The organism is Pseudoalteromonas sp. SK18 (assembly GCF_001974855.1).
In the GTDB taxonomy this organism is placed as follows: domain Bacteria; phylum Pseudomonadota; class Gammaproteobacteria; order Enterobacterales; family Alteromonadaceae; genus Pseudoalteromonas.
In genome coordinates this window covers 1-12,329 of sequence record NZ_MTQB01000022.1, presented here as the reverse complement: position 1 = coordinate 12,329, position 12,329 = coordinate 1, and the positions used below count along the sequence as shown (strand labels likewise).

Genomic DNA, 12,329 nt, shown 5'->3' with positions numbered 1-12,329 from the left:
TTTTACTTTTAATACAATTGAAACTTTGGAGAAATAAATGGAAGCTTTAGAATTATTAAACGGCTTAAAATACATCGCAGTAGCTTTACTTATCGGTTTCGGTGCAATCGGCACAGCAATCGGTTTTGGTAACATGGGCGGTAAATTCCTTGAAGCATGTGCACGTCAACCTGAGCTAGCACCATCGCTACAAGTTAAAATGTTTATCCTTGCTGGTCTAATCGATGCTGTAGCAATGATTGGTGTTGGTATCGCGATGGTATTGTTGTTCGTACTTTAATTTTATTTTTTGAACAGCTTACTATTTAAGGAGGAGCGGTTGTGAACTTAAACGCCACTCTTATCGGTGAATTAATTGCGTTTACGGTGTTCGTATTATTTTGTATGAAATACGTATGGCCACCACTAAACGGTGCAATTGAAGCTCGCCAGAAGAAAATCGAAGATGGTTTAGCTGCCTCTGATAGAGCCGAAAAAGACTTAGAACTTGCGCAACAGAAAGCTGCAGAACAGCTTAAAGATGCAAAGGCTCAAGCGGCTGATATCATTGATCAAGCTAAAAAGCGTGCCGTGCTAATTGTTGACGAAGAAACTGTTCGTGGTCAGCAAGAGCGTGAAAAAATTATTGCTCAAGGGCACTCTGAAATTGAATCAGAGCGTAACCGTGTGACAGAAGAGCTACGTAAGCAAGTAGCAACTCTGGCTGTGGTTGGCGCAGAAAGAATTTTAGAGCGCGAAATCAATCAAGCCGCACATAGTGACATCGTTGAAAAACTTGTCGCTGAGCTGTAATTAGGAGGGTATGAGCATGTCTGAATTGACTACTATCGCTCGCCCATACGCTAAAGCGGCTTTTGAACTTGCCGTTGAAAAAGGCACTATTGATAGCTGGAATGACATGTTGTTCTTTGCTGGCCACGTTGCCAGCAATGAACAGGCATCTACCATTTTAGCTGGATTGCCTACTGCTACTGCACAAGCTGAGTTATTTATTAACTTATGTGGTGAGCAGCTCAACGAACAAGGTCAGAACCTAGTTAAGGTGATGGCTGAAAATGGACGTTTGATTGCACTACCTGAGGTTGCTCATTTATTTTCTGCTTTAAAAGCAGACTATGACAAAGAAATCGATATTGATGTGATTTCGGCAACACCTCTTGCTGCAGCGCAGCAAGAATCATTGGTAGCGGCACTTGAAAAACGTTTCGCACGCAAAGTTAAGCTGAATTGTAGTGAAGACGCTACAGTAGTTGGCGGTCTTATTATTAAGGCAGGCGACACTGTAATTGACGGCTCTTTACGCGGTAAATTAAATCGCTTAGCCACAACACTACAATCGTAATTGGGAAAAAGAGCATGCAACTTAATTCCACTGAAATTTCAGATCTGATCAAACAACGTATTGAGAAGTTCGAAGTTGTAAGTGAAGCTCGTAACGAAGGTACAATTGTATCTGTTACTGACGGTATCATTCGCATCCACGGTCTAGCTGACTGTATGCAAGGTGAGATGATTGAGCTTCCTGGCAACCGTTATGCTATCGCACTAAACCTTGAGCGCGACTCAATTGGTGCAGTAGTAATGGGTCCTTACGCTGACCTTACAGAAGGCGTAAAAGTATACACAACTGGTCGTATCTTAGAAGTTCCTGTTGGTGCGGGTCTACTTGGTCGTGTTGTAAACACGCTAGGTGCTCCTATCGATGGTAAAGGCGCTTTAGATAACGACGGGTTTGAACCTGTAGAAAAAATTGCACCAGGTGTAATCGAGCGTCAATCAGTAGATGAGCCAGTACAAACTGGTTACAAATCTATCGATGCGATGATTCCAGTTGGTCGTGGTCAGCGTGAGCTTGTTATCGGTGACCGCCAAACAGGTAAAACTGCACTAGCAATCGATGCAATCATTAACCAAAAAGACACAGGCGTTAAGTGTGTGTACGTAGCGGTTGGTCAAAAAGCATCTACTATTGCTAACGTAGTACGTAAATTAGAAGAGCACGGTGCACTTGCAAATACTATCGTAGTTGTAGCATCTGCTTCTGAATCTGCGGCACTTCAGTACTTAGCACCGTTCTCGGGCTGTACTATGGGTGAATACTTCCGTGACCGTGGTGAAAACGCATTAATCGTATATGATGATTTATCTAAGCAAGCAGTTGCTTACCGTCAAATCTCATTGCTACTTAAGCGTCCACCAGGCCGTGAAGCATACCCAGGTGACGTATTCTACCTTCACTCGCGTCTTTTAGAGCGTGCATCACGTGTAAACACTGATTACGTTGAAAAGTTCACTAACGGTGAAGTGAAAGGTAAAACAGGTTCATTGACGGCATTGCCTATCATTGAAACTCAAGGCGGCGACGTTTCTGCGTTCGTACCGACAAACGTTATCTCTATCACCGATGGTCAGATCTTCTTAGAAACTGACTTATTCAACTCAGGTATCCGTCCGGCAGTAAATGCTGGTATCTCGGTATCGCGTGTTGGTGGTGCTGCACAAACTAAAATCGTTAAGAAACTAGGTGGCGGTATCCGTCTAGCCCTAGCTCAGTACCGTGAATTAGCTGCGTTCTCGCAGTTCGCGTCTGACCTTGATGATGCTACTCGTGCTCAACTTGAGCATGGTGAGCGTGTAACAGAGCTAATGAAGCAGAAACAGTACGCGCCAATGTCTGTTGCTGAAATGTCTTTGTCGTTATTCGCAGCTGAGAAAGGTTACTTAAAAGACATCGAAATTCCTAAAATCATGGATTTCGAAGCGGCTTTACTTTCTTACGCAAATAGCACATACGCAGAGCTTATGGCTCAAATCAATGAAACTGGTAACTACAACGCCGAGATCGAAGCGCAGCTTAAAGAACTTCTAGAGAAGTTCAAGTCTACGCAAACTTGGTAATTTAGTTATTAATGGTGTGCTTTATATCCTAAAGCACACCTTGATTCGGAGAGAGAGTCATGGCCAGCGGAAAAGAGATTAAAAGCAAGATCGGCAGTATTAAAAATACTCAAAAGATCACTAGCGCAATGGAAATGGTTGCTGCGTCTAAAATGAAAAAGGCGCAAGAACGAGTGGCTTCAAGCCGTCCATACGCTGAAAAATTACGTAAAGTGATTGGTCGTGTTGCTCAAGCAAATCTTGATTTTACTCACCCGTTCTTAGAAGAACGTGAAGTAAAACGAGTTGGTTATATTGTTATCTCTACTGACCGTGGTCTATGTGGCGGTTTAAACTCAAACGAGTTTAAAAAAGTCGCATTAGAGATTAAAGCGTGGAAAGAAAAAGGCGTAGATGCTGATTTTGCTACTTTAGGTAGTAAAGCAGCTGGCTTCTTTCAACGTTTTGGTGGTCAGGTGCTTGCTAAAAAAGCAGGTCTTGGAGATAAGCCTTCAGTACAGGACGTAATTGGTCCAGTAAAAATAATGCTAGATGCATTCTCTGAAGGTAAAATTGACCGTTTATTCCTGGTATATAACAACTTTGTTAATACCATGAAGCAAGAGCCAATAGTAGATCAGTTACTCCCTTTGCCAAAAGCTGAAGAAGAAGTATCTACACATGCGTGGGATTACTTATATGAACCAAACCCAGAGGCTATTTTAGAGTCTTTGTTAGTACGTTTCATTGAGTCTCAGGTATACCAAGGTGTAGTTGAAAACGCTGCCTCTGAACAGGCTGCCCGCATGGTTGCAATGAAAGCTGCAACTGATAATGCCGGTGACCTTATGGATGAGTTACAGCTTGTATATAACAAAGCTCGCCAAGCAGCAATCACACAAGAAATTAGTGAGATTTGTTCTGGTTCAGCAGCAGTTTAATGCTTCAGGCAAAGATTAACGAGAGGAATAGACATGAGTTTAGGTAAGGTCGTCCAAATTATCGGCGCCGTTGTGGATATCGAATTTCCACAAGACAGCGTGCCAGCCGTATATGACGCGCTAAAAGTAACAGATGGCGATTTAGCTGGTTTGACTTTAGAAGTTCAACAGCAGCTAGGTGGCGGTGTGGTACGTACTATCGCACTAGGTACTACAGACGGTTTACGTCGTGGTGCTGCAGTAGCAAACACAGGCGAAGCAATTCAAGTTCCAGTTGGTACTAAGACCCTAGGTCGTATCATGAACGTACTTGGTGAGCCAATTGATGAAGCAGGTCCAATCGGTGAAGACGAGCGTATGTCTATCCACCGTGCAGCACCTACTTACGAAGAGCAATCAAGCTCAGTTGAACTTTTAGAAACGGGTATCAAGGTAATCGACCTTGTATGTCCATTCGCTAAAGGTGGTAAAGTTGGTTTATTCGGTGGTGCCGGTGTTGGTAAAACCGTAAACATGATGGAACTTATCCGTAACATCGCAATCGAGCACAGCGGCTACTCAGTATTCGCAGGTGTTGGTGAGCGTACTCGTGAGGGTAACGATTTCTACCATGAGATGAACGATTCAAACGTACTTGATAAAGTATCGCTTGTATACGGTCAGATGAACGAGCCTCCAGGTAACCGTTTACGCGTAGCGTTAACAGGTCTTACTATGGCTGAGAAGTTCCGTGACGAAGGTCGCGACGTACTTTTCTTCGTAGATAACATCTACCGTTACACACTTGCGGGTACAGAAGTATCAGCACTTCTTGGTCGTATGCCATCAGCGGTAGGTTACCAGCCTACACTTGCTGAAGAAATGGGTGTACTTCAAGAGCGTATCGCATCTACTAAGACTGGTTCAATTACTTCAATCCAAGCGGTATACGTACCTGCGGATGATTTAACGGATCCATCTCCAGCAACAACGTTTGCTCACTTAGATGCAACAGTGGTACTTTCACGTGATATCGCATCACTAGGTATCTACCCAGCGGTAGACCCTCTTGATTCATCTTCACGTCAGCTTGATCCACAAGTAATCGGTGAAGAGCACTACGGTATAGCGCGCGGCGTTCAAACAGTTCTTCAGCGTTACAAAGAACTTAAAGACATCATCGCGATTCTAGGTATGGACGAGCTTTCTGACGAAGATAAGCAACTTGTATCTCGTGCACGTAAAATCCAGCGTTTCCTATCTCAGCCATTCTTCGTGGCAGAGGTATTTACAGGTGCGCCAGGTAAATACGTTTCACTTAAAGACACAATTGCAGGCTTCAAAGGTATCTTAAACGGTGAGTTTGATGATATGCCAGAGCAAGCGTTCTACATGGTTGGCTCTATTGAAGAAGCTCAAGAAAAAGCCAAAAGCATGTAATTAGGAGGGTAGTATGGCAGCTATGACTGTACATCTTGATGTAGTAAGTGCTGAAGAGAAATTATTTTCTGGTTTAGTAGAATCTATTCAAGTATCTGGTAGTGAAGGTGAGTTAGGTGTTAACGCCGGTCACGCCCCACTACTAACTGCCCTTAAACCTGGTATGGTACGTTTAGTTAAGCAATTTGGTGAAGAAGAACTCATCTATATTGCTGGCGGTACACTAGAAGTTCAACCGAACATAGTGACCGTACTTGCTGATACAGCTGTTCGTGGTGAAGACCTGGACGAGAAAGCTGCAGAGCAAGCTAAGCGTGACGCTGAAGCCCAAATGGCAAAAGGCGCATCTGCTGAACTTGATTACAATCAAGCAGCAATGCAACTAGCTGAAGCAATTGCTCAGCTACGCATTATTCAGCAATTACGTAAAAAGTAAGCCTATCTGGTTTTTAAAAGCCCACTTTATGTGGGCTTTTTTGTGCTTGATGATAAATCCCGTGGCTATTTGTAAATAAATTAATCGTTATGGTTAATATCTCTTCATTATTACTTATATCTACGCAAGATCCTCGTTACAATAACCCTATTCTATTAGGTGTTATTTTGCTTAAGTTAAGATTCAGTAGTCATTGCTTAGCCTACTGAGTATTTGCACATGATGTGACTTACGTAATCTACTTTGCAGCACACTTATTCTATCAAGCTAAAACAACGGAAAAAGGAAATTGTTTTAATGTCTTTAACAACGGTTATTCTTGCAGCGGGTAAAGGTACTCGTATGCGCTCTGCTCTTCCTAAGGTACTGCATAAAGTGGCAGGTAAACCTATGGTGCAACACGTTATCGATAATGCCAACGCGCTAGGTGCGACATCTACTAACTTAGTTTATGGTCATGGCGGCGAACTATTACAACAACAATTAGCCGATAATAACGTAAATTGGGTGCTGCAAGCTGAGCAGCTAGGTACAGGCCACGCAGTGGCACAAGCAAACCCACATATAAATGACGACGACACTGTACTGGTTTTATACGGTGATGTACCTTTAACTAAGCAATCGACACTTGAACGTTTATTAGCAGCAACACCTATGAATGGCTTAGCAGTTCTTACTGTTAACCTTGCAAACCCAAATGGTTATGGGCGTATGCTACGTGTTGATGGCAAGCTAGTAGGTATTGTTGAACAAAAAGATGCTACCGCAGAGCAGTTACTTATTAACGAAGTAAACACAGGTATTATGGCGGTTAATGGTAAGCTTTTAAAAACATGGTTAGGTAACTTGTCTAACAATAATGCCCAAGGCGAATACTACCTAACAGATATAGTCGCTATGGCGCACAGTGAAGGTGTAGAAATTACATCAGCACAACCAGATCACCCAATGGAAGTTGAAGGTGCAAATAACCGTGTACAACTTGCAGGCCTTGAGCGTGCTTATCAAGCATGGCAAGCAGAAGAGCTGATGCTAAATGGTGCAACTCTTGCCGACCCTGCACGCATAGATGTACGTGGCGACATTAAAACAGGTGAAGACGTCCTCATCGATATCAACGTTATTTTTGAAGGTACAGTAACGCTTGGTAATAACGTACAAATTGGCCCTAACTGCGTACTTAAAAACTGCAGCATCGGCGATAATGTTGTTATTAAAGCCAATACATTGATTGAAGATGCATCAGTTGCGGCTAAATGTACACTCGGTCCATACGCCCGCCTTCGCCCAGGTGCAATAATGGAAGAAGACTCTCACATTGGCAACTTTGTCGAAATGAAAAAAACCCGTTTAGGTAAAGGCTCTAAAGCCAACCACTTAAGTTACTTAGGTGATGCTGAAATTGGCGAGAAAGTGAATATTGGCGCAGGCACGATTACCTGTAACTACGATGGTGTGAATAAAGCGAAAACCATTATTGGCGATAATGCCTTTATTGGCTCTAACTCATCACTGGTTGCTCCTGTAAATATTGGTGCTACAGCAACTGTAGGTGCAGGTTCTGTTATTACCAATACCGTCGCGGATGATCAGTTAGCCGTAGCACGTGGCAAGCAACGCAATTTAGATGGTTGGAAACGCCCAGTTAAAAAATAGTAATGGTCATTACTTATTAAATATTTAAAGCGAGTTTTATAACTCGCTTTTTTATTGCCTAAATATTCTTAATTAATTAGACTATTAAATAACGGACTAAAATATAACTCAAGGAAGTGTTACATGTCAGCTTATGCTCGCCGGGCAATCGTTGAAAGACAACGCCAAAGCTAAATAAAAAGTATTTTATCAGGTAATAATCATACTCTAATTCAAATGAACTCAGCTGAGTTTGTTGATTATATTATTTCTGTAAAAATGAAAGAAGGTAAATCTCGTTCTGAAGCGGTTGACTGGATTGATGGTGTATTAGCACAGCATAACTCAGCATCGAGTATTTGGGAGCGAATAAAAGATCCTCTAAAGACAGGCGCAGGCCTTTATCCTCTATTTGATGATGTGAAGGCATTAGCCATTATAGCTGTTGCAATGCAGCGCCAAGGTAATGCTTTCGGTAAGTTTAAAATAAAAATTTACAATGGCTCTCCTGCTATTATTATCAGTTCTTATCCTGGAATACGTGCTCACCTTACGGGTACACGTTATTTGGCGAGTAACCCTAAGCTATTCACTATAGGAGTGGGTAAGCTCGAAGCAGCCAAAGCGATGAAAACCGGCTTCGTTGTTAGTTTAATTATTTCAGTTACATTTCATGCAATCGACCAGGTTTTAAATGACCAAAAAACATGGCATGACTTAGTTGCTGGAATTGCTGTTGATATGGCTGTTGATATGGCTGTTGTTGGGGCTGCTATTGGAATTAGTTCAGGAGTAATTGCATTAGGAGGTTCATTGATTGCTGGTTCTGCAATAGCTCCATTGATAATTATTGTTGCTGTTGGTTTTTTATTTGCATGGGTTTTTCGTGATACAACTGTTTATGTCGATTACTTAACCCAACATTTGCATATTTGTGAAGAAAATATTCAAGCAGGTAAGGTTAGAATTAGAAATCAAATACAAAAATTAGAGAAAGACTATAAAGATAGTCCAGTCGATTTTATAAAAGGAATTTTTGGTGTGCCAACTTTAAACTTTACTAAGACTTACAAATAATGAAACTTTTAGAGTGGAAGCCTTTGGAGTTGAATTTCCAAGAGGCACGAAACAAGGAGAGGCTTTCTAAGATATTCCTGTTTTTTTTGATTTTAGGGGGAATCTATCTAGTAACAGCTACATTTTACTCTGAGTTTCGGTTACTTTTTTTAGATGATGGCAGTACCTCTTTTTTTCTTAAAGAAAGCAGTGGAAGAATTTTGCTGGTTTCTTTTCTTCCTTTCTGGTTTTATTTTCTGATCGCGACATTTCAATTCTTACTTAATTTTAGTTTTAAATTGTCCATGAGGTTGACCATGAAAAGTGGAATTTTGAGTTGTTTTTTTATGGTTCTTGGGGTTATTCCTTTTAATTATTTTGTAGAATCAACATTAGAAGATAAAGGTTATTTTTTTTGTAATTGGTATACAGCTCCTTCAGTTATTGCCCCCGATGTTTGGTTGAAAAACGATGAGTTATGCTTACAAGATGGTTCTGTAATTACTAGTGATATTTATGATTGGTTTGAAATGCATAATCAAAAAGGAATTGAGCCAACACTTAATGAACTTGAAGTTTTTATACAAGAGACTAGAGCTGAGTATAATCGTTAAAATTAACTCAAAATTGCTGCAGTCGTTTTTATTTAAAATAACCAGCTAAGCTAAATAATTTTATCGAGGGGATTTTTCTGGCTTCCAGAGGTAAATTTCACCCTAATAAAAATGAGCTATAAACAATGTCTATTTTAGAATGGGAAAAATCCGAATAACGTTTTACAGAACAAAGCTTCGAGCATAAATTAACTGTTGTGATAGGCCTGTTTGCTTTTATATTATTTACAATTGCTTTATTTTATTTCTCTTATTATGGGTTTGTTGAAAATGTTTATTTTGATGAGTCGCTTTATTATATTCGAGAAAGCGGCTTGTTGGCTCCGATAATAGTAATGACTCCATTTCCTGTTTTAATGACAATTGCAGGTTTACAAAAAGTATTGAACTTCCGCAATGAAAAAACAATAAGGTTAATGGTAAAGCTTATGCTGCGCGCAATACCTTTATATATAATTTTATCTATTGCTAATAGTTTTTATATTGAGTCTAAATTAACACGTGAGGGATATAGCTTTTGTAATTGGTATACTAGTCCATCATTCAGAGGTCCCGATGTTTGGTTAAAAAATGATGAGTTATGCTTACAAGATGGCTCTGTCATAACCAGTGATGTTACCGATTGGTTTGAACAGAAAAACCAACAAGGTATTGAACCTTCCGTTGATGAGTTAAAAGAGTTTATAAAAATAACTCGAAAAAGGCGCGATGATTATATAAATAATATGTAGCAGCCAGTCTGATTAAATAAGCTAACCCCCACAAAAAAGTGAGTTTTATACTCGCTTTTTTATTGCCTAAATATTCTATAAATAAAAATGCCATACTGTTGTCATCCCTGTGTGTTGATATTTAACAAATACAACACTAAGGAAAACAATAATGTTAAACAAATCAATAATAGCCTTTTCTTTGCTATCACTATTAACTGGCTGCTCACTTGATGGTGATGACGGCCAAAATGGCGCACAGGGTGTACAAGGTACAGCGGGTAATAATGGCGAAAACGGCACTAATGCAAATTCAGCTTTAAATATAAATCTTATTGGCCGCGCAGTACTCAATGCACAAAGCCCAGAGGGTGCAGCTGAAATAGTCGCCTACCAAGCCTCTAAAAAGTGGATTTATGCCATTAATAGCTCTGGCGATGAGGCAGTTGTGAATATCATTCCTGCCGATACGTTCGACACTGCAGCATTAGTAAAAGATAACGAAGGTATTGTAACCGCGACCAACTTAGCCTCTGCCATTACGCTCTCACTAAATGAAAATACGCCTGGTGATGCAAACAGCATAGCTATCGATGCGAATAACCAATTATTAGCGGTAGCAATGGCTGCTACAAGCGTGGGCGAAGCTGGCCAAATAGCGTTTTACAATATTAGCGGAGATACACCAGTATTTATTAAAAATGTAATAGTAGGCGCCCTACCCGACATGGTGACATTTAGCCATGATGGTGCAAAAGTAGTGGTTGCTAATGAAGGTGAACCTAATGGCGACTACAGTATCGACCCCGAAGGCACAATTAGCATTATCGATATTAATAACGGCACTATTGCCGATACCGCTTTGAGCATAAACTTTCAAGCTTACAATAATAAGCAAGCAGAATTAGAAGCGCAGGGCTTAGTGTTTGCCAATCCTACTGGACGTACTATTAATGGTAATTTAATAAATACCACGGTTGCGATGGATTTAGAGCCAGAATATGTGAGCATTTCCAAGGATAATAAATACGCCTATGTCTCTATTCAAGAAAATAACGCTCTAGCTATCATCAATCTTGAAGATAATTCCCTTGAGCTAAAAGGGCTCGGTTTTAAAGATTGGTCAAACTTACAATTTGACGCTTCAGACAAAGACGGCGGTGTTAACTTTAAATCATACCCTGGTTTATATGGCATGTATCAGCCAGATACAATTGCAAGTTTTAGTTGGAAAGGAGCCAACTTTATTGTATCTGCCAACGAGGGTGATGCACGCGAATACTTTTTTGATGCCAGCGATGAAGCTGATTGCATCGCTCAGGGCGGCCTTGATTATGACGCTAAAGATGGGTGTTTGGCATATATAGATGAAAGCCGCGTAGAAGATCTAGCTCTCGCAGCTAACTTCGATTACTTAAATAACGATGATAACGACATTGGTCGTTTAAAAGTTACAACAGTAAAAGGTGATAAAAATAACGACGGCCAATACGAATCGCTTTATGCTTATGGTGCACGGTCATTTACCATTTGGGATAGCAATGGGCTGGTGGTGTTTGACTCAGGCGATCAAATTGCACGAGTAACCGCTTCTGTTCATGGCAATGCATTCAATAATAACGAAGATGAAAATAAAGGCGATACACGCTCAGATGATAAAGGGGCAGAACCCGAAGCGCTAACATTAGGTGAGGTTGGCGATAGGTTATTTGCTTTTGTTGGTTTAGAGCGTATGGGCGCGATAATGGTGTTTGATATAACCAACCCTTACGATGTGAAATTTCAAGACTATTTTTATAATCGTGGTTTAGAACCAAGTGCAGATATAAGTGGCGATCTTGCTCCTGAAGGAATGACATTTGTTCCTGCAGCACAAAGTGCAACAAACGAAGCACTGCTTATAGTCGGTAATGAAATCTCAGGCTCAATTGCCGTATGGGAAATAACAACTCAGTAATTAGTAAAGTTTTAAGTAAAAGCGATATAGCGGTTATCTATAAATCGCTTTTACTTCCTCCCCTCTCAATAATCATGCCTTATGTGAATGCTTTTTAATCAAAAACAGCCCTGCAGCCCTTTATTTGTATGGTTATTGTACTGGATTGAAATTAATTTAATAAAACTGAAATAAAGCATTGACCCTCTCCAGAATATCCCTATAATGCGCATCCACTGACCCGGCAGGCAGCAATGAAAAGCGCTGAACAAACGGTAAGTGAGTCGAGTAAAACTTAGCTTTTAAATCTTTTAAAAGAAACTAAAAATTAAGTGTTGACAAAAAAATAGGAAAGCGTAATATGCGCAGCCCTAGCGAGATGAAGTTTAACGCTTTAATCGCAACGTTCTTTAACAATATAAAGCAATCATCTGTGTGGGCACTCGTACAGATTGAGTTCTAACAGCCAAGCTACTTAGGTAGTGAGGCAAACAAATTTAGAGTCTCAATTTAAACTGAGTGACCAACAGAATAGTTACTTCGGTAATTATTCAGCACAGTCAATTCAATATCGAAAGATATTAAATAAATTCAGAATTCATTGAGCTGTCGAAAGACATAAAACTTTTTAATTGAAGAGTTTGATCATGGCTCAGATTGAACGCTGGCGGCAGGCCTAACACATGCAAGTCGAGCGGTAACAGA

12 protein-coding genes and 1 rRNA gene are annotated in these 12,329 nt (G+C 40.4%); all 13 read left to right on the top strand.

The genetic code is table 11. The annotated features are described in order from the left end of the window. Window positions 1-37: 37 nt before the first annotated feature. Window positions 38-280: a F0F1 ATP synthase subunit C gene (gene atpE, locus BW139_RS14460; RefSeq protein ID WP_008112128.1), complete on the top strand. Its 243-nt coding sequence runs from the start codon at window positions 38-40 to the stop codon at window positions 278-280. Between the two features lie 41 nt (window positions 281-321). Next, window positions 322-792, top strand: coding sequence for a F0F1 ATP synthase subunit B (gene atpF / locus BW139_RS14455; protein WP_008112130.1), 471 nt, complete (start codon window positions 322-324; stop codon window positions 790-792). Window positions 793-808: 16 nt separating this feature from the next. After that, the gene (gene atpH / locus BW139_RS14450) at window positions 809-1,342 is read left to right on the top strand and encodes a F0F1 ATP synthase subunit delta (RefSeq protein ID WP_024601474.1); all 534 of its coding nucleotides are present in this window, start codon (window positions 809-811) and stop codon (window positions 1,340-1,342) included. A gap of 14 nt (window positions 1,343-1,356) precedes the next feature. Beyond that, window positions 1,357-2,898 carry a F0F1 ATP synthase subunit alpha gene (gene atpA / locus BW139_RS14445; RefSeq protein ID WP_008464173.1) on the top strand — a complete coding sequence of 514 codons (1,542 nt, stop codon included), beginning with the start codon at window positions 1,357-1,359 and terminating at the stop codon, window positions 2,896-2,898. 59 nt (window positions 2,899-2,957) lie between these two features. Beyond that, window positions 2,958-3,818 carry a F0F1 ATP synthase subunit gamma gene (gene atpG, locus BW139_RS14440; protein ID WP_008464174.1) on the top strand — a complete coding sequence of 287 codons (861 nt, stop codon included), beginning with the start codon at window positions 2,958-2,960 and terminating at the stop codon, window positions 3,816-3,818. Window positions 3,819-3,851: 33 nt separating this feature from the next. Then, the gene (gene atpD / locus BW139_RS14435; protein ID WP_008464175.1) at window positions 3,852-5,237 is read left to right on the top strand and encodes a F0F1 ATP synthase subunit beta; all 1,386 of its coding nucleotides are present in this window, start codon (window positions 3,852-3,854) and stop codon (window positions 5,235-5,237) included. Between the two features lie 13 nt (window positions 5,238-5,250). Further along, window positions 5,251-5,673, top strand: coding sequence for a F0F1 ATP synthase subunit epsilon (locus BW139_RS14430; protein ID WP_008464176.1), 423 nt, complete (start codon window positions 5,251-5,253; stop codon window positions 5,671-5,673). Window positions 5,674-5,970: 297 nt separating this feature from the next. Beyond that, on the top strand, window positions 5,971-7,329 hold the full coding sequence (gene glmU / locus BW139_RS14425) for a bifunctional UDP-N-acetylglucosamine diphosphorylase/glucosamine-1-phosphate N-acetyltransferase GlmU (RefSeq protein WP_076920134.1): 1,359 nt from the start codon (window positions 5,971-5,973) through the stop codon (window positions 7,327-7,329). A 216-nt stretch (window positions 7,330-7,545) separates the two neighbouring features. Beyond that, window positions 7,546-8,385 (top strand): hypothetical protein, encoded by an 840-nt coding sequence (locus tag BW139_RS18595; protein WP_254844981.1) that lies wholly within the window; start codon window positions 7,546-7,548, stop codon window positions 8,383-8,385. Continuing rightward, window positions 8,385-8,978, top strand: coding sequence for a DUF1240 domain-containing protein (locus tag BW139_RS18265; protein WP_076920133.1), 594 nt, complete (start codon window positions 8,385-8,387; stop codon window positions 8,976-8,978). Before BW139_RS18595 ends, BW139_RS18265 begins: the two co-directional genes overlap by 1 nt. A 197-nt stretch (window positions 8,979-9,175) precedes the next feature. Continuing rightward, complete coding sequence (locus tag BW139_RS14410) at window positions 9,176-9,709, top strand: DUF1240 domain-containing protein (RefSeq protein WP_254844980.1); 534 nt, start codon at window positions 9,176-9,178, stop codon at window positions 9,707-9,709. 151 nt (window positions 9,710-9,860) lie between these two features. Further along, the gene (locus BW139_RS14405) at window positions 9,861-11,645 is read left to right on the top strand and encodes a choice-of-anchor I family protein (protein ID WP_076920132.1); all 1,785 of its coding nucleotides are present in this window, start codon (window positions 9,861-9,863) and stop codon (window positions 11,643-11,645) included. Between the two features lie 608 nt (window positions 11,646-12,253). Continuing rightward, a 16S ribosomal RNA gene (locus BW139_RS14400) occupies window positions 12,254-12,329 on the top strand; the annotation flags it as partial.